This is a genomic window from Photobacterium piscicola, assembly GCF_900166965.1.
Lineage (GTDB): Bacteria > Pseudomonadota > Gammaproteobacteria > Enterobacterales > Vibrionaceae > Photobacterium > Photobacterium piscicola.
In genome coordinates this window covers 99,347-115,281 of record NZ_FUZI01000005.1, presented here as the reverse complement: position 1 = coordinate 115,281, position 15,935 = coordinate 99,347, and the positions used below count along the sequence as shown (strand labels likewise).

Sequence of the window (15,935 nt, the reverse complement as noted above, 5' to 3'; positions counted from 1 at the left end):
ATTTGGCTCCCTCTACTGGACTTGAACCAGTGACATACGGATTAACAGTCCGGCGTTCTACCAACTGAACTAAGAGGGAATTAACTTTTACTATTCAACACGACGAATCGTATCAAATTTTAATATGGTGCCTCGAGGCGGAATCGAACCACCGACACGAGGATTTTCAATCCTCTGCTCTACCGACTGAGCTATCAAGGCAAACACAGCAATATAATTGCTATTGTTGCATTTCTTACCGAAGTAAGAGAATAAATGGTGCCGACTACCGGAGTCGAACTGGTGACCTACTGATTACAAGTCAGTTGCTCTACCTACTGAGCTAAGTCGGCACATTAATTCTTTTATATTCCTTTACTCTATTGAGTGAAGAAATAAATTTGGCTCCCTCTACTGGACTTGAACCAGTGACATACGGATTAACAGTCCGGCGTTCTACCAACTGAACTAAGAGGGAATTAACTTTTACTATTCAACACGACGAATCGTATCAAATTTTAATATGGTGCCTCGAGGCGGAATCGAACCACCGACACGAGGATTTTCAATCCTCTGCTCTACCGACTGAGCTATCAAGGCAAACACAGCAATATAATTGCTATTGTTGCATTTCTTACCGAAGTAAGAGAATAAATGGTGCCGACTACCGGAGTCGAACTGGTGACCTACTGATTACAAGTCAGTTGCTCTACCTACTGAGCTAAGTCGGCACATTAATTCTGTAATCTCTCCGCTCTATTGAGCCAAGAAATAAATAGTGGCTCCCTCTACTGGACTTGAACCAGTGACATACGGATTAACAGTCCGGCGTTCTACCAACTGAACTAAGAGGGAACAGATTTTATCGTTGCTTAACACCAAACTTCAAAAGAGAAGAAATGGTGCCTCGAGGCGGAATCGAACCACCGACACGAGGATTTTCAATCCTCTGCTCTACCGACTGAGCTATCAAGGCAACGGGGCGCTATTAAAAGGGTTTTGAGCCTTTTCGTCAACTCTTTTTTTAATAAAAAACGATTATTATGTTTGAGTGTTGGCTTTTTGTTCGTTGTGGCGTGATTTTTTACATTTTTAGTACTTTCCGCCGTTGAGATTACGGCGGAATATCTATTTGATTTAAATGTTATTTTTCTGGTGGTGTATAACCATCAATCACTACATCTTTACCTTCAAACAAAAAATTCACCATTTCAGTCTCAAGTAATTGACGATGTTCAGGATTCATCATATTGAGTTTTTTTTCATTGATTAGCATGGTTTGCTTGGCTTGCCATTGTGCCCATGCTTGCTTTGATACCGTATCAAAAATGCGTTGGCCAAGTTCACCTGGGTACAATTGAAAATCTAGACCTTCAGCTTCTTGCTGTAGACGGACACAAAAAACAGTACGGCTCATGGAATATTCCTTATGCATTCATTATTAAATTACAGCGAGATGGCTGTATCTATAATTGCTGTATTTATAGCAATAGTTATACCAGACTCGGCCAGTAGCGGCTAGGGTCGAGACAGGAATAACAACCGTGTAATCAGTGTGGATTACACGGTTTGCTGGGTTGGTATGGTTTAATGAGTGTCTAGCATAGCTAAGGTGATCGCTACGGAATTATCAGCGGTTATTTGTTTTAATTTAGGGTAGTCAAAGTGTGCTGATCCATCAGCTTTGTCTGAAATGGTACGAATAACAACAAATGGTTTGTTAAACATAAAGGCAACTTGTGCCACTGCCGCACCTTCCATTTCAATAGCCATTGCATTGAATTCATTATGAATAAACTTTACTTTTTGTTTATCAGCAATGAATTGATCACCTGTTGCAATAATTCCTTGAAATACTTTTTGATTATCAAGAACCCGTTGTGCTGCCGCAAATGCTTGAGCGGTTAATTGTGGATCTGCATAAAAGTAGCGATCATCAAATCCATCCATGTGACCGGGTTTATTACCAAAAACAGTTAAATCGACATCATGTTGTACCAATGCGGTTGAAACCACAACATCGGTTGGTGATAGTTGAGATGCCGCCGCGCCGGCAATACCTGTAAAGATCAATTTATCGACTTTAAATTCACGTATTAACGTGGTGGTTGTGACGGCGGCATTCACTTTACCGACACCTGAACGAGTGACAACAACCGAATGTTTACCGATTTGTCCTTGATAATACAGATGTTGACCGATAGTAATGGTGTGCTTGTTTTTAATATGTGGCAGTAAATTGGTAATTTCAGCATCCATAGCACCAACGATAGCAATCGTTTGCGCTGCGGATGCGAAAAAAGAACAACTTGTTAGAATAGTGGCGAAGAAGTAGCTTAATTTTTTCATAATAGAATGGATTAATAATAGGTTAGGGGGTAAAGATAGTAACTAGTTACATTTTAAAATGACATCATAAAAGCGGATCTTATGAGGTGAAAATGTAACTAGTGATAAATTTATTTATAACTAAAGGTATAACAGCCCATCAAGGATCTTTTGCACTGGCGCAGCAAGGCCTATTTTAGCGGGATCATGCAGATCATACCATTGCCCTTGGCGCTCATGGATCACATCAGGGAGTGTGTTTAAGGTAAATAAAACGGGCACAATATCGAGGTGATAATGACTAAAGGTGTGTCTGAATGCTATTAGCTGTTGTTGGCTGGCGATCAATGTTTGCGGCTGACCTAATTGCTGCAATAACAGATCATCGAGATCGTCACTATCATGTTGCGGAAAACACCATAAGCCGCCCCAAATACCCACTTGTGGTCGTTGTTCCAGCCATACTTTGTCGCCATAACGTAAAATCGCGAACCAAGTTTGCTTTTCAGGCATTACTTTTTTAGGTTTTTTGCCTGGAAAATCAGTTTGGCGCTGTTGAGCTTTAGCAATACATTGGGCCTCAATGGGGCACAAATCGCATTTAGGTTTGCTGCGAGTACAAATCATCGCCCCCATATCCATCATCGCTTGATTATAGCGTTCGACACCCATCGCTGGCGTATTTTCAATGGCTATGTCCCACAACGCATTTTCAACGGGTTTTTTCCCCGGCCAACCTTCAATCGCATAACAGCGCGCTAAAGTACGCTTAACGTTGCCATCTAAAATCGAATGGTGCTGTTTTAATGATAGCGATAACACTGCACCGGCGGTTGAGCGTCCAATACCCGGCAGGGCTTCAACTTCTGCAATCGTTGTCGGAAATTCGCCATTATGCTCAGCGACAATTAATTGGGCTGCTTTGTGAAGATTGCGTGCACGAGCGTAATAGCCCAAGCCGGTCCATAAATGTAACACTTCATCTTGCTCGGCTGCGGCAAGATCTGCCACCGTTGGAAAGCGTGCCATAAAACGTTCAAAATAAGGGATCACTGTTGCAACTTGGGTTTGTTGCAGCATGATTTCAGATAGCCATACTTTGTAGGGGGTCTTTTGATGTTGCCATGGAAGGGTTTTTCGACCGAATTTATCATACCACGCTAGAATAGCGTCGGAAAAAGCTGTACTCACGGTGAACTCACTTTACTTAATGGGCTTAAAAAATGTCAGGTTGCGCTTTATTATGGAATGATCTTGCGGAAAATTGGAGTCCGTGGGAACGATCCCTTATACTGCAAGTCATCAATGTTATGGCGTCTATAATGACGTTATTGACTAAGATTGCATCATAAACTGGCGATTGTCACACTTGATAGACTTGAATTGAGCCTATAAGTTTGGATAATGCCGTTCCGTTTCTTTTTTTGTTTGGATAGTTAGCATGAGCGAAGTTTCAAAAAAGTCAGGTGACGTAACTCTGACTGAATTTACCGATGAAGGCAAAATGGTTCGTAAGATCCGTAGTTTTGTTCGTCGTGAAGGCCGTTTAACCAAGGGTCAAGAACATGCGATGGAAAAAAACTGGCCAGCCATGGGTATTGATTTCGCCACTGAAATGCTTGACTGGACACAAGTCTTTAACCGTGAAGCGCCAGTTGTGTTAGAAATTGGCTTTGGCATGGGTGCATCATTAGTTGAAATGGCACAAGCTGCGCCAGAGAAAAACTATGTGGGTATTGAAGTTCATAGTCCAGGTGTTGGTCACTGTTTAATGGGCGCTGAAGCGGCTAATTTAACTAACTTACGCGTAATGTGTCATGACGGTGTGGAAGTGTTTGAACACATGATTCCTGATGGCAGCCTTGATATGGTACAGTTGTTCTTCCCTGACCCATGGCATAAAGCACGTCACCATAAGCGCCGTATTGTTCAGCCTGAATTTGCTGAAATGCTACGTAAAAAGCTTAAAATTGGTGGTATTTTCCATATGGCAACTGATTGGGAAAACTACGCAGAGCATATGGTTGAAGTAATGGATGCGGCACCTGGCTACAAAAATACTGCCACTGATGGTGCTTACATTGCTCGCCCTGAAGATCGTCCTTTAACTAAGTTTGAAGCACGTGGTCATCGCCTAGGTCATGGCGTATGGGATATGAAGTACATGCGTACTGAATAATTGCAGAGATTGCTGTGACCGTCGAGTAGAGTGACAGCAGTGATTGCGTTATTTATTTAGAAAGCCAACTTTTGTTGGCTTTTTTGTTATTGGAGATGAAATAAATGAAGCCGACAGAGACCTTACTCAATGGCATTTTAGATGAAGTTAGACCATTGATTGGTCAAGGGAAAGTCGCTAACTATATTCCAGCTTTAGCTGAAGTTCCTGCGAATAAATTAGGCATCGCTGTGTGTTATAACGATGGTGAAATTATTCAAGCTGGCGATAGCCAAGAAAGCTTTTCTATTCAATCAATCTCCAAAGTTTTATCACTGACATTAGCGATGGCACTTTATGAACCCGATGAGTTATGGGCGCGAGTAGGGAAAGAGCCTTCAGGTCAGGCATTTAATTCAATGATTCAGTTGGAATTAGAAAATGGTATTCCTCGAAATCCATTTATTAATCCAGGTGCGATTGTGATTTCAGATATGTTGTATAGCCGCTTGTGTGCGCCGCAATATCGTATGCTTGAGTTAGTCCGTGAATTATCCTGTAACCCACAGATTGTTTACGACAAAATTGTGGCGAATTCAGAGATGCAGCATAGCGATCGTAATGCTTCGATTGCTTATTTAATGCGTTCATTTGGTAACTTTAATAATGAAGTCATGCCTGTACTTAATAACTATTTTAGTTACTGCGCATTAAAGATGAGCTGTGTCGATTTAGCGCGCACATTTTCTTATTTAGCAAATAAAGGTCAGCCTTTAGGTGCAAAAACGCCAATTATTAGCCAAACTCAAAGTAAGCATATAAATGCATTGCTTGCGACATGCGGGTTATATGATGGCGCGGGCGAGTTTGCTTACCGCGTTGGTATGCCGGGTAAATCAGGTGTTGGTGGCGGTATTGTAGCGATTGTACCGGGAGAAATGACAATAGCGGTGTGGTCGCCAGAATTGGATCAATCAGGGAATTCTCTGGTGGGTACCGCAGCATTAGAAAAGTTATCAGCACGGATTGGACGTTCTATTTTTTAGTGGGTATATATCGAAATGATATGTCGCAACCCACTTTTTCAGGGAAGCGAGTATTATTTATGAATATTAAACGATATATAAAAAATGGCTGTGGGTTGTTATTTGGATTGAGCATTAGTTCATCCGTTATGGCTGTCGAGTGTCAGCCATTGTGGCAAAATAATGTCAGTTTTACCGATGAAAAATTAATACTAGAGCAAGACACACAGACCTTTACGATTAAAGATAATGGTCAGCTTTATTTTGATATTCATAAAGTAAATTTAGCCCCGCAACAAACTGAATTATTGGCACAATACTATCAGACGATCACCACTGATTTGCCATATGTTTTATCTCATGGTCAACATATTGATACGACGCTATGTAATTTTGCGGCAGTGCGTATTGATAAAGAAAATCAAATTCGACAACAGATTCCAGCGTTGAAAAACTGGCGGAGTGTCAGTTTAGAATAAGCAGCTTAGTTATTTTGATCTTTGATGAACGGTAACTAAAAAAAGCGATTCACAGGATGAGATCGCTTTTTTTGATTATTTTGATGAGAGATATTGAAGATTTACGAGTGGGTTAATTATTCATCATCTTCAACAAAAGCGGCTAATAAATCATTTAAGAATAATTTACCATGCTCGGTGATCTGCCATTGATCGCCATTATCTTGTAAATAATTTTGCTCAATTGCCCAATCAATATTGGCTTCAATGGTCGTCAACGGTAAACCAGTACGATCAATGAAGTCTTGCTTTGGACACGCTTCTAATAATCGAAATCTGTTCATGAAAAACTCAAATGGACGTTCGCTATCAGCCACCGCAATTTGCTCGCTTAAATAAGGCTTATTCGCTTGTAAATATCCACGAGGATGTTTGACCTTTACGGTGCGAATAATACGCCCATCATCAAAACTGATTTTTCCATGCGCGCCACAGCCAATACCTAAGTAATCGCCAAAGCGCCAATAATTAAGATTATGTTGGCATTGCTTTCCGGGCTTACTGTAACCAGAAATTTCATATTGCTGGTAACCCGCAGCAGTTAGCAAGGAATGACCTTGCTCAAAAATATCCCATAAATCATCGTCATCAGGTAATGTCGGTGGTTTTGAGTAATACAATGTATTGGGCTCAATTGTCAGCTGATACCAAGATAGATGTGGCGGATCAAGGGCGATCGCTTGCTTAAGATCACTGATCGCATCTGCAATAGATTGATCGGGTAAGCCATGCATCAGATCGGTATTAAAGCTGTTTAATCCAGCCGATTGTGCCAGTTCAATTGCCTTAATCGCTTCTTGGCTACCGTGAATACGCCCTAAACGCTGTAATTTTTGATCTTGGAAACTTTGAATACCAATTGAAATTCGGTTCACCCCCGCTTGGCGATAACCATCAAAGCGTCCCGCTTCAACCGTACCCGGATTGGCTTCCATGGTGATTTCAATAGTGTCACTAAATGGAATACGGCTTTCAATGGCGGCCAGTAAGCGACCAATTTCAGAGGGAGAAATTAAACTTGGCGTACCACCACCAATAAAAATTGAATGCAGTGGTCGTTGACCATTCACTAATTGATATGCCATCAGATCGGTTTCGAGATCATCAATGAGCGCATCAATATAATCAAGTTCTGGCAATTCAGTTTTTAGCGCATGCGAATTAAAGTCGCAATAGGGGCACTTTTGGACACACCAAGGAATGTGAACATATAAGCTGAGTGGTGGAGGAACAAGCATGAGTTAGCCTTTTAGTGCACTGAAAAGTTGTTGAAGTGCTTTACCACGGTGTGATAGTTGCTTTTTACGACTTGGGTCAAGTTGCGCTGAAGCACATTGATCTTCAGGTACCCAGAAAATCGGATCATAACCAAAGCCATTGTCGCCATGACGTTCAGTTAAAATACTACCTTCCCACGAGCCATGACACACAAGAGGCGTTGGATCATTTTCGTGACGCATCATCACTAAGACACAATGGAAACGCGCACTACGTTGTGCTTCTGGAACACCGTCCATTGCTGCAAGTAATTTATCAATGTTTTCGGCATCCGTTGCACCTTCACCGGCAAAACGAGCTGAATAAATACCCGGCGCACCTTGTAGGAAATCAACCTCAAGTCCTGAATCATCAGCAATCGCAGCACAACCGGTTTCTTTGGCAGCATGGCGCGCTTTGATGATCGCATTTTCAATAAACGTGGTGCCTGTTTCTGCTACTTCTGAAACATTAAAATCGCTTTGAGCGACCACATCAAATCCAAAGTCAGCAAGTAGGGAAGCCATTTCTTTTACTTTGCCTTGATTGCCTGTTGCCAGTACCAGTTTGCTCATATTGATGCCTTTTGAAAACGTTCATTCGTTAATGGCCGCTATGATAGCCGTTGTGGGAATAATAACAAAGTCGAGCACTCAGCAAGGTTATGTTATGAGGGATGATTGAATATAAAAAAAGCGAACATCAGAATGATATTCGCTTTTTTAACAATAGTAACTGGCAGCAAAGCTATTGCATTAAATTAGCGATAGTTTCAGGGATCTGCTTAGGATCTTCGATACGGATTTGCTTATGGCGACCTTGAAAGCCTTTTTCCACGTGCACTAATCCTTTTGCTACTTTAAATTGCTTGGCTAAGTATTTGGCTAAATGTGCATTCGCTTTACCATCAACCGGGGGGGCTGTAATGGCAATTTTAACTTCACCACCATGCAGACCAACTATTTGATCACGGCTGGCTTTAGGTTGAATGTAAAGTCGAATAACGACATCATCACCTTGGCGAAATACAGCATTATCACTCATAACTGGAACCAAATTGGACCAATTAAATCACCCATTAAATAGTTAGCAAACTGCAAGCCTAAGAAGATCACCAGAATACTTAAATCAAGACCACCCATCGCTGGCAGAACGCGACGAATCGGTGCCATTAGTGGTTCTGTTAGTTGGTGCATGACATATTCCATTGGGCTGCGACCTTGGCTTACCCAACTTAAAATGGCACGAATTAATAGTACCCAGAATAATAAACCGCCAGCGGCTTTTAAGAATGCTAATAGACCAAAGAATAAGAACATTGGACTAAATGCTGATGCTCCACCTGTTAGCGCCAATTGCAGTAAAACAAACTTAGCCACACACAATAGGTAACCAAACAAGATGGTTGCCATATCAAATGAACCCACTGATGGGATCACACGACGTAGCGGTGCCACAACTGGTTGAGTTGCTTTGACAATAAATTGTGAGAACGGGTTATAAAAATCTGCTCGTGACCATTGTAACCAAACACGTAGCAACACAATCATGATGTAGAGATCAAAGACTGTGGTAATTAAAAAAGCGAGTGAATTCATAATTAAACCTTAAAACAATTGTTCCATTTCTTGAGCACGAGCAACAGCAGCTTGCATTGCTTTAGCCACGATTTCTGTTAAATGATGCTGATTGAACGTATTAATCGCTTCTGCTGTAGTGCCACCTTTAGAAGTCACTTGCTGACGTAGTGTAGCCAGATCCGTGTCAGGATTTGCTTGCACCATTTCTGCTGCGCCTAATGCGGTTTGTTGAACGAGCAGTCGTGCTGTTTGTTCATCAAAACCTTGTGCCATCGCTTGCTGTTGAATCGCTTCCATAAACAAGAAGAAGTAAGCGGGCGCACTGCCTGCTGCGGCAATAATACCATTGATATCTGCTTCTTGTTTAACCCAGCAAATTTCCCCGACGGCTTGTAATAGCTGGCTGGCAAACTGATGATCTTGCGGCGCTAATGTTGCATCTGCATATAAACCGCTCATGCCTTTACCAATTAATGCTGGTGTGTTTGGCATTACGCGTACTAAGTGTAATTGGCTATCAAGCATGGTTGCTAGCCGCGCACTATTAATACCTGCAGCAATAGAGATCACTAATTTATTACTGAAATCTACCGCTTGCAATGGCAAACACACTTCAGCCATTAATTGTGGTTTCACTGCCAGTACGATGACATCAGCTTGTTGCGCTGCACGTAGGTTATCACTATCGGTATGAATACCAAAATCAGCGCTTAACGGTGCGAGACGGGTTTTGCTTGGCGCTGTCGCGGTAATTTTACTCGCGTCATAACCACTGGCAATTAATCCAGCGATGATTGAACGGGCCATGTTACCGGCACCGATAAAGGCGATAGAACGCTGTTCCATGTAATATCCTTTGCTGTTGGTACGACGCGCAAACAAGTAGGCTGAGTCGTTGACCGTAATTGAAGACTATCGTTAAGATCTAAAAATTATTGTTAGGCTTGGCTGCCGTAATCACGTGCACCAAACAGAGCTGTGCCAATTCGAACCATAGTGCTGCCAGCTGCAATTGCCGCTTCCATGTCACCACTCATGCCCATTGATAATGTATCTAGCTGTGGATGGTGTGGCTTCAGTTGTTCTAATAAATCGGCCAGTTTTTTAAATGCAGCGAACTGACTATCATAATCGGTTTCAGGTTGTGGAATCGACATTAATCCGCGTAAAACTAATTGCGGCATGGTGGCAATTTCCGCCGCAAGTGCCATTGCTTCATCAGCATTGATACCAGATTTACTCGCTTCACCACTGGTATTAACTTGTAACAACACATTTAACGGTGCCATGGTTGCTGGTCGTTGTTCATTTAAGCGTGTCGCTGTTTTAAGGCGATCAATTGAATGCACCCAATCAAAATGCTCAGCGATGGGACGAGTCTTATTGGACTGAATTGGACCAATAAAATGCCATACTAATTTCTCCGCGGCGGGGTGACTCGCAAAGTAATTGACTTTATCAACCCCTTCTTGAACGTAATTTTCACCAAAAGCAACCAGACCTGCGTCAATTGCTTGTTCGATCGCTACAACGGGCTTGGTCTTACTTACCGCTAACAATTGCACCGAATCGATGTTTCTGCCGCATTTTTCAGTTGCGAGTGCCATCTCATTGATGACCTGTGTAATATTTTGCTTGATACTATTCATAATTGATTCTTGAGGAAAGTTGTTTATGGATATCACCGAATTACTCGATTTTAGTGTAAAGCATAACGCATCAGATCTGCATCTTTCTGCGGGTGTTCCACCAATGATAAGAGTTGATGGCGATGTAAGAAAGCTCAGTTTGCCTGCTTTAACTCACAGTGAAGTGCATCGATTGATTTTTGATATTATGAACGATGCCCAACGTCGAGAGTATGAAGAAAAATTAGAAGTCGATTTTTCTTTTGAATTACCTGATATCGGCCGTTTTAGGATTAACGCTTTTCATCAATCGCGCGGTTGTTCTGCTGTGCTGCGTACCATCCCTATTCATATTCCTACTTTAGCATCATTGAATGTGCCTGAGGTTTTTTATGATATTGCCCAGCTTAACCGTGGTCTCGTGTTAGTGACGGGCGCAACGGGCTCGGGTAAATCAACCACTATTGCCGCCTTAATAGATTACATCAATAGCAACTATCAACGCCATATTTTGACGATTGAAGATCCGATTGAATTTGTCCATACCAGTAAAAGTTGTTTGATCAACCAACGTGAAGTGCATCGTGACACGCTGAGCTTTCAAAATGCCCTGCGGTCATCGTTACGTGAAGATCCCGATGTGATTGTGGTGGGTGAGTTGCGCGATCAAGAAACGATTAGTTTGGCATTAACGGCGGCTGAAACCGGACATTTAGTTTTAGGCACCTTGCATACTAGCTCAGCGGCTAAAACGGTCGATCGTATTATTGACGTCTTTCCCGGCCATGATAAATCGATGGTACGTTCAATGTTATCTGAATCATTACGCGCGGTTGTGGCTCAAAATTTATTGAAGTGTACTTCTGGTGGGCGAGTTGCTTGTCATGAAGTGATGATGGCTACCCCCGCTATTCGAAATTTAATCCGTGAAGATAAAATTGCTCAGATGTATTCAATGATTCAAACCGGTTCTTCACTTGGCATGCAGACTATGGAACAAAGTGTAAAAATGCTGGTGGCACAAGGAATGGTCGAAGCTGAAGAAGGACGTCGTGTTCTGGATCGTAGCAAAAGCAATTTTTAAGAAAGTTAAAGGAATAACCACATGACGTTAGATGACATTCTTGAGCAAATGGTGGCTAAAAAAGCTTCTGATTTATACATCACTGTTGCTTCAGCTTGCTTATTAAAAATTGATGGTAATTTACATAGTGTCGGTGAAGTGTTAAATCGAAGTGGTGTTGATAGCCTATTTGATCAAGCTATGGATACGAACCTTAGACAAGAATTTTTTAGCACCAAAGAAGCTAATTTTGCTTTAGTTCGTAATGACCTTCGATTTCGTGTCAGTGCTTTTTGGCAACAAGAATTACCTGGAATGGTGATTCGTCGTATTGAAACCCAAATACCACAAATGAGTGATTTGAAATTACCCATAGATATGGAACGACTGGCACTTTCAAAGCGAGGTTTAGTTCTTATTGTTGGTGCTACGGGATCGGGAAAATCAACCTCGATGGCGGCAATGACAGGTTATCGAAATCAGCATCGAAGTGGTCATATTTTAACGGTTGAAGATCCGATTGAATTTGTTCACAAGCACAACAAATGCATTGTGACTCAGCGTGAAGTTGGACTGGATACTGCCAGTTATGAAGTGGCGCTAAAAAACTCCTTACGCCAAGCCCCAGACATGATTTTAATCGGTGAAATTCGTACTCGTGAAACCATGGAATACGCGATGAATTTTGCTGAGACGGGCCATTTATGTATGGCAACTTTGCATGCCAATAATGCTAACCAAGCATTAGAACGTATTTTACATTTAGTGCCTAAAGAGCGACGTGATCAATTTTTATTTGATTTATCACTTAATTTAAAATGTATTTTGGCGCAGCAATTAATCGCAGATGCTAATGGAGAGGGGCGTCATGGTGTGTATGAGTTATTACTTAATACACCACGAGTGGCTGATTTAATTCGACGCGGTGAGTTGTATGAAATTAAAGGTGTAATGGCCAAATCGACTGAAGCTGGAATGAGAACGTTTGATCAATCATTGTATGCATTATTTAATGAAGGAAAGATCAGCGAGCAAGATGCACTTCATCACGCCGACTCTGCTAATGATTTACGGTTAATGATTAAAATTGGTGATCCTGATGCTAATTCATTGAATAGCTTATCGGGTGTGGCATTAGAAAATTAATAAAGCCTATGATGATCCTTTTGCAAAAGGATCATCATAGTGAAATTAATCGCCACAATGGATAGTAATGTATGTTTTGTTTAATTTATTGATTTTAATGTTATTTGTTTTTTATTCTAATAAATGACGTTTACTAAAATAGCTTTTGGGTTTAAATGATCCAAAAGCTGTACAAGCTGATCAAGCAAGTAATCATAGGGCTTTGAGTAAGACAGTAGTGGTGCTCAAAAATAGAGATCAGCTTTGTGATGATCTTATTTGCAAAAGCTGTACTGCATAAAAAAAAGACAAACGAGAATTCTCGTTTGTCTTTTTTATTGGTTTATAGCTGATTTTTTAAAGGTTAAATCAGATGAAATTAAGCGCCATATTGACGCTCAAACCAGCTTTCCAAAATGACCACGGCTGATTGTGAATCGATGTTACCTTTACTTAATGAACGATAACCACCGCGTTCAAATAAATCTGCTTTTGCTTCTACAGTACTTAAACGTTCATCGTGCAATTCAACCGCGTAACCAAATCGACCATGAATACGATTAGCAAATTTCTTGGCCCGTGGTGCGATAGTTTCTAGTTCTTTACCTTCAAGATCTAATGGTAATCCCACTACGATTAAATCGGGTTGCCATTCTTTAAGGATCTTTTCAATGTCATCCCAATTAGGAATACCATCTTTGGCTTTTAAAGCGGCGAGGGGACTGGCAGTACCAGTAAGTTCTTGACCGATAGCAACACCAATACTTTTGGTGCCGTAATCAAAGCTTAATACGCTGCGAGATTGACTCATGCATGGCCTATATCTGATGACAGATTCGCTGGGCTAATGCCCAATTTTGCAAGGGCTTGCTGCCAGCGCTGATCTATCGGAGTGGAAAAAATAATATCGCTATCTGCTTCAATGGTTAGCCAATTATTATTCGCTAATTCTTGCTCAAGTTGACCGACATCCCAACCCGCATAACCAAGGGCCACAATAAATTGTTGTGGTGCTTGCTGGGTGCCCAGTTGAGCCAAAATATCTAATGAGGTGGTAACGGCAAGTTGAGGCGTGATAGTAATACTGGAGTTATAATCAGCTGAAATCGAGTGTAATACAAAGCCGCGATCTTCTGCGACAGGCCCGCCATTAAGTACAGGCGCTTCAATACTTATCGGGTCAATTAATGGTTGTGTACGTTCAATATTAATTTGATCAAGCATGTCGACAATTGAAATTTCAATCGGCTGATTAATGATGATACCCATTGCACCTTCATCATTATGTTCACAAACATAAATGACACTATGCTTAAAATTTGGATCTTCCATAGTGGGCATTGCCACTAGAAAATAATTGGTCAGGTTCATTTACAACACCATTAAATACACGTCAGCACCGATGATGGTGTTGATAATAAAAAGCAGCGATAAAAAATAATCGCTGCGTTCTTGGTTTGATTATGGCTGATGTTTAGCGCTTAGGTGATCTTAGTTAGCGTTAATACGGCGTTCAATCGCATCCATTAATTTACCTGTGATAGAAATATCAAATGCAGCTTCAATTTCACAAATACAGGTTGGGCTGGTTACGTTAATTTCAGTGAGTTTATCGCCAATCACATCAAGACCAACAAAGATCAAGCCTTTCTGTTTTAAAATTGGCGCAACAGTTTCTGCAATTTTACGATCAGTGTCGCTAATTGGACGCGCTTCACCACGACCGCCAGCGGCCAAGTTACCGCGAGTTTCACCTTTAGCTGGAATACGCGCAAGGCAGTATGGCATTGGTTCGCCATCAACCACTAAAATACGCTTATCACCGTTACTGATATCAGGCACGAATGTTTGTGCCATACAGTAGTTTTGACCCATTGCGGTTAGCGTTTCGATGATCACCGATACGTTAGGATCATTTTTCATTACGCGGAAGATAGACGAACCACCCATGCCATCAAGCGGTTTTAGGATCACATCACCGTGTTCTTTATGGAATGCTTTTAGTTTGTCGGCACGACGGGTCACAATCGTGGTTGGCGTTAGTTCTGGGAACCATGCGGTAAATAATTTTTCATTACAATCACGTAGGCTTTGCGGTTTGTTAACGATTAATGCACCGTTATCTTCTGCGCGCTCAAGAATGTAAGTCGCATAAATGTATTCAGTATCAAACGGAGGATCTTTTCGCATTAATACCGCATCAAGATCCGCGAGTGGAATCTCTTGCTCATTATGAAATTCAAACCAATCGTTTGGATCTTTTTTTACAGTTACAGTGCGAGTACGTGCAATTGCGACACCTTGCTCTAAAGAAAGATCACTCATTTCCATGTAGTGTAATTCCCAACCACGACGTTGAGCTTCCATCATCATGGCAAAGGTCGAATCTTTTTTGATATTGATAGACTCGATAGGGTCCATCACAATACCTAGCTTGATCATTGTTTTCTCCTGATTACTCAGCCAAGATCACCAAAGCGAACTTGCAGTGCGGTAATGGCTGTCATTGCGGTAGTCTCAGTGCGTAACACACGTGGGCCTAATAAAATTTCGTCGAATTTATATTGCTCTGTCATGCTGATCTCTTCAGCTGACAAGCCACCTTCAGGACCGATCAATAACCGTACTTTGGTTACTGGGGTAGGGAGGGTGTTAATTGAATAATGCGCACGAGGGTGTAAATTTAGTTTTAAACCATCATATTCTTCAGCGCACCATTGCTCTAGCTTCATTACAGGGCGAATGGTGGGTACCACATTACGACCACATTGTTCACAAGCTGCAATTGCGATTTTCTGCCACTGTTCCAGTTTCTTTTCAAAGCGTTCAGCATTAAGTTTAACGCCACAACGTTCTGAAATAAGCGGTGTAATAGTATTCACACCCAGTTCAACTGATTTTTGAATGGTGAATTCCATTTTATCACCACGTGAAATCACTTGGCCTAAGTGAATATCTAATGGTGATTCAATGCTATGTTCCACACGCGCTTGAATCTCAACTTCAACACTTTTTTTGCTGGCGCTACTAATAACAGCAGGGAACTCTGCATTACTGCCATCAAACAGTAATACTTGTTGCCCAACTTGCATCCGCATTACACGGCCAACATGGTTAGCCGCATCGTCGCTAAGCATAACCGTACCTTGGCTAGGTAAAGGTTGTGGGTGGTAAATTCGTGGAATTCTCATGATGCGGTCATCTGTAGTAATTGTTGGGTAATAAAAGATATTACCATGGTTGACGACAGAAGAGAGGGCAAAAATCAGTGTGG

At 41.5% G+C, this 15,935-nt stretch carries 18 protein-coding genes and 8 tRNA genes; 5 read left to right on the top strand and 21 right to left on the bottom strand.

The genetic code is table 11. From position 1 onward, the window contains the following. Positions 1 to 3: 3 nt before the first annotated feature. The 11 genes from CZ809_RS14340 to mutY form a co-directional block, all read right to left on the bottom strand. A tRNA-Asn gene (locus CZ809_RS14340) sits at positions 4 to 79 on the bottom strand. Positions 80 to 125: 46 nt separating this feature from the next. Then, positions 126 to 201: transfer RNA gene (locus tag CZ809_RS14335), tRNA-Phe, on the bottom strand. A gap of 55 nt (positions 202 to 256) precedes the next feature. Beyond that, positions 257 to 332 (bottom strand) — tRNA-Thr (locus CZ809_RS14330). Positions 333 to 381: 49 nt separating this feature from the next. Next, positions 382 to 457: transfer RNA gene (locus CZ809_RS14325), tRNA-Asn, on the bottom strand. A gap of 46 nt (positions 458 to 503) precedes the next feature. Beyond that, positions 504 to 579: transfer RNA gene (locus tag CZ809_RS14320), tRNA-Phe, on the bottom strand. A 55-nt stretch (positions 580 to 634) separates the two neighbouring features. Next, positions 635 to 710 (bottom strand) — tRNA-Thr (locus CZ809_RS14315). A gap of 48 nt (positions 711 to 758) precedes the next feature. Further along, positions 759 to 834: transfer RNA gene (locus CZ809_RS14310), tRNA-Asn, on the bottom strand. A gap of 45 nt (positions 835 to 879) precedes the next feature. Beyond that, positions 880 to 955: transfer RNA gene (locus tag CZ809_RS14305), tRNA-Phe, on the bottom strand. Between the two features lie 168 nt (positions 956 to 1,123). After that, entirely contained in the window at positions 1,124 to 1,396 is a 273-nt protein-coding gene (locus tag CZ809_RS14300; protein WP_080158270.1) for an oxidative damage protection protein, read from the bottom strand. A 170-nt stretch (positions 1,397 to 1,566) separates the two neighbouring features. Then, a complete protein-coding gene (locus CZ809_RS14295; RefSeq protein ID WP_080158269.1) occupies positions 1,567 to 2,328 on the bottom strand; it encodes a 5'-methylthioadenosine/adenosylhomocysteine nucleosidase in 762 nt (253 codons plus the stop codon). Positions 2,329 to 2,448: 120 nt separating this feature from the next. Next, positions 2,449 to 3,498, bottom strand: a complete 1,050-nt coding sequence (mutY, locus tag CZ809_RS14290; protein WP_080158268.1) for an A/G-specific adenine glycosylase — start codon at positions 3,496 to 3,498, stop codon at positions 2,449 to 2,451. Between the two features lie 250 nt (positions 3,499 to 3,748). On the opposite strand from mutY, the gene trmB reads away from it, so the two are divergent. From trmB to CZ809_RS14275, 3 genes are all read left to right on the top strand, one after another. After that, complete coding sequence (gene trmB / locus CZ809_RS14285) at positions 3,749 to 4,486, top strand: tRNA (guanosine(46)-N7)-methyltransferase TrmB (RefSeq protein ID WP_080158267.1); 738 nt, start codon at positions 3,749 to 3,751, stop codon at positions 4,484 to 4,486. Positions 4,487 to 4,590: 104 nt separating this feature from the next. Next, positions 4,591 to 5,511 (top strand): glutaminase B, encoded by a 921-nt coding sequence (gene glsB, locus CZ809_RS14280; protein WP_080158266.1) that lies wholly within the window; start codon positions 4,591 to 4,593, stop codon positions 5,509 to 5,511. Positions 5,512 to 5,570: 59 nt separating this feature from the next. Further along, entirely contained in the window at positions 5,571 to 5,969 is a 399-nt protein-coding gene (locus CZ809_RS14275) for a DUF2884 family protein (RefSeq protein ID WP_080158265.1), read from the top strand. 116 nt (positions 5,970 to 6,085) lie between these two features. Here the strand turns inward: CZ809_RS14275 and hemW are convergent, their stop codons facing one another. The 6 genes from hemW to CZ809_RS14245 all read right to left on the bottom strand — a co-directional run bounded on the left by hemW (position 6,086) and on the right by CZ809_RS14245 (position 10,494). Beyond that, the gene (gene hemW, locus CZ809_RS14270; protein ID WP_080158264.1) at positions 6,086 to 7,246 is read right to left on the bottom strand and encodes a radical SAM family heme chaperone HemW; all 1,161 of its coding nucleotides are present in this window, start codon (positions 7,244 to 7,246) and stop codon (positions 6,086 to 6,088) included. Positions 7,247 to 7,249: 3 nt separating this feature from the next. Then, positions 7,250 to 7,840: an XTP/dITP diphosphatase gene (locus CZ809_RS14265; protein ID WP_080158263.1), complete on the bottom strand. Its 591-nt coding sequence runs from the start codon at positions 7,838 to 7,840 to the stop codon at positions 7,250 to 7,252. 172 nt (positions 7,841 to 8,012) lie between these two features. Next, positions 8,013 to 8,309 (bottom strand): DUF167 family protein YggU, encoded by a 297-nt coding sequence (gene yggU / locus CZ809_RS14260; RefSeq protein WP_045037795.1) that lies wholly within the window; start codon positions 8,307 to 8,309, stop codon positions 8,013 to 8,015. Next, positions 8,306 to 8,863, bottom strand: a complete 558-nt coding sequence (locus CZ809_RS14255; RefSeq protein WP_080158262.1) for a YggT family protein — start codon at positions 8,861 to 8,863, stop codon at positions 8,306 to 8,308. Before CZ809_RS14255 ends, yggU begins: the two co-directional genes overlap by 4 nt. Before the next feature lie 9 nt (positions 8,864 to 8,872). Next, positions 8,873 to 9,691 (bottom strand): pyrroline-5-carboxylate reductase, encoded by an 819-nt coding sequence (proC, locus tag CZ809_RS14250; RefSeq protein ID WP_080158261.1) that lies wholly within the window; start codon positions 9,689 to 9,691, stop codon positions 8,873 to 8,875. Between the two features lie 92 nt (positions 9,692 to 9,783). Continuing rightward, the gene (locus CZ809_RS14245) at positions 9,784 to 10,494 is read right to left on the bottom strand and encodes a YggS family pyridoxal phosphate-dependent enzyme (protein ID WP_080158260.1); all 711 of its coding nucleotides are present in this window, start codon (positions 10,492 to 10,494) and stop codon (positions 9,784 to 9,786) included. Between the two features lie 25 nt (positions 10,495 to 10,519). Here CZ809_RS14245 and CZ809_RS14240 point away from each other — a divergent pair, with 25 nt between their 5' ends. Further along, positions 10,520 to 11,557 (top strand): type IV pilus twitching motility protein PilT, encoded by a 1,038-nt coding sequence (locus tag CZ809_RS14240; RefSeq protein ID WP_080158259.1) that lies wholly within the window; start codon positions 10,520 to 10,522, stop codon positions 11,555 to 11,557. Between the two features lie 21 nt (positions 11,558 to 11,578). Then, positions 11,579 to 12,682: a PilT/PilU family type 4a pilus ATPase gene (locus CZ809_RS14235; RefSeq protein ID WP_080158258.1), complete on the top strand. Its 1,104-nt coding sequence runs from the start codon at positions 11,579 to 11,581 to the stop codon at positions 12,680 to 12,682. A gap of 358 nt (positions 12,683 to 13,040) precedes the next feature. Here CZ809_RS14235 and ruvX read toward each other — a convergent pair whose 3' ends face one another. The 4 genes from ruvX to rsmE form a co-directional block, all read right to left on the bottom strand. After that, complete coding sequence (gene ruvX / locus CZ809_RS14230; RefSeq protein WP_036793273.1) at positions 13,041 to 13,472, bottom strand: Holliday junction resolvase RuvX; 432 nt, start codon at positions 13,470 to 13,472, stop codon at positions 13,041 to 13,043. Then, the gene (locus tag CZ809_RS14225) at positions 13,469 to 14,032 is read right to left on the bottom strand and encodes a YqgE/AlgH family protein (protein ID WP_080158257.1); all 564 of its coding nucleotides are present in this window, start codon (positions 14,030 to 14,032) and stop codon (positions 13,469 to 13,471) included. The genes ruvX and CZ809_RS14225 overlap by 4 nt, the downstream gene beginning before the upstream one ends. A 120-nt stretch (positions 14,033 to 14,152) precedes the next feature. Next, positions 14,153 to 15,103, bottom strand: coding sequence for a glutathione synthase (gene gshB, locus CZ809_RS14220; RefSeq protein ID WP_080158256.1), 951 nt, complete (start codon positions 15,101 to 15,103; stop codon positions 14,153 to 14,155). 17 nt (positions 15,104 to 15,120) lie between these two features. Further along, positions 15,121 to 15,852, bottom strand: coding sequence for a 16S rRNA (uracil(1498)-N(3))-methyltransferase (rsmE, locus tag CZ809_RS14215; protein WP_080158255.1), 732 nt, complete (start codon positions 15,850 to 15,852; stop codon positions 15,121 to 15,123). Between the last annotated feature and the right edge of the window lie 83 nt (positions 15,853 to 15,935).

Coding starts and splice junctions, on each gene's coding strand:
- CZ809_RS14245 (WP_080158260.1), bottom strand. CDS start 10,494: ATGAATAGTATCAAGCAAAATATTACACAGGTCATCAATGAGATGGCA.
- CZ809_RS14295 (WP_080158269.1), bottom strand. CDS start 2,328: ATGAAAAAATTAAGCTACTTCTTCGCCACTATTCTAACAAGTTGTTCT.
- CZ809_RS14240 (WP_080158259.1), top strand. CDS start 10,520: ATGGATATCACCGAATTACTCGATTTTAGTGTAAAGCATAACGCATCA.
- hemW (WP_080158264.1), bottom strand. CDS start 7,246: ATGCTTGTTCCTCCACCACTCAGCTTATATGTTCACATTCCTTGGTGT.
- glsB (WP_080158266.1), top strand. CDS start 4,591: ATGAAGCCGACAGAGACCTTACTCAATGGCATTTTAGATGAAGTTAGA.
- CZ809_RS14300 (WP_080158270.1), bottom strand. CDS start 1,396: ATGAGCCGTACTGTTTTTTGTGTCCGTCTACAGCAAGAAGCTGAAGGT.
- ruvX (WP_036793273.1), bottom strand. CDS start 13,472: ATGAGTCAATCTCGCAGCGTATTAAGCTTTGATTACGGCACCAAAAGT.
- CZ809_RS14265 (WP_080158263.1), bottom strand. CDS start 7,840: ATGAGCAAACTGGTACTGGCAACAGGCAATCAAGGCAAAGTAAAAGAA.
- rsmE (WP_080158255.1), bottom strand. CDS start 15,852: ATGAGAATTCCACGAATTTACCACCCACAACCTTTACCTAGCCAAGGT.
- proC (WP_080158261.1), bottom strand. CDS start 9,691: ATGGAACAGCGTTCTATCGCCTTTATCGGTGCCGGTAACATGGCCCGT.
- trmB (WP_080158267.1), top strand. CDS start 3,749: ATGAGCGAAGTTTCAAAAAAGTCAGGTGACGTAACTCTGACTGAATTT.
- CZ809_RS14255 (WP_080158262.1), bottom strand. CDS start 8,863: ATGAATTCACTCGCTTTTTTAATTACCACAGTCTTTGATCTCTACATC.
- CZ809_RS14225 (WP_080158257.1), bottom strand. CDS start 14,032: ATGAACCTGACCAATTATTTTCTAGTGGCAATGCCCACTATGGAAGAT.
- gshB (WP_080158256.1), bottom strand. CDS start 15,103: ATGATCAAGCTAGGTATTGTGATGGACCCTATCGAGTCTATCAATATC.
- CZ809_RS14275 (WP_080158265.1), top strand. CDS start 5,571: ATGAATATTAAACGATATATAAAAAATGGCTGTGGGTTGTTATTTGGA.
- yggU (WP_045037795.1), bottom strand. CDS start 8,309: ATGAGTGATAATGCTGTATTTCGCCAAGGTGATGATGTCGTTATTCGA.
- CZ809_RS14235 (WP_080158258.1), top strand. CDS start 11,579: ATGACGTTAGATGACATTCTTGAGCAAATGGTGGCTAAAAAAGCTTCT.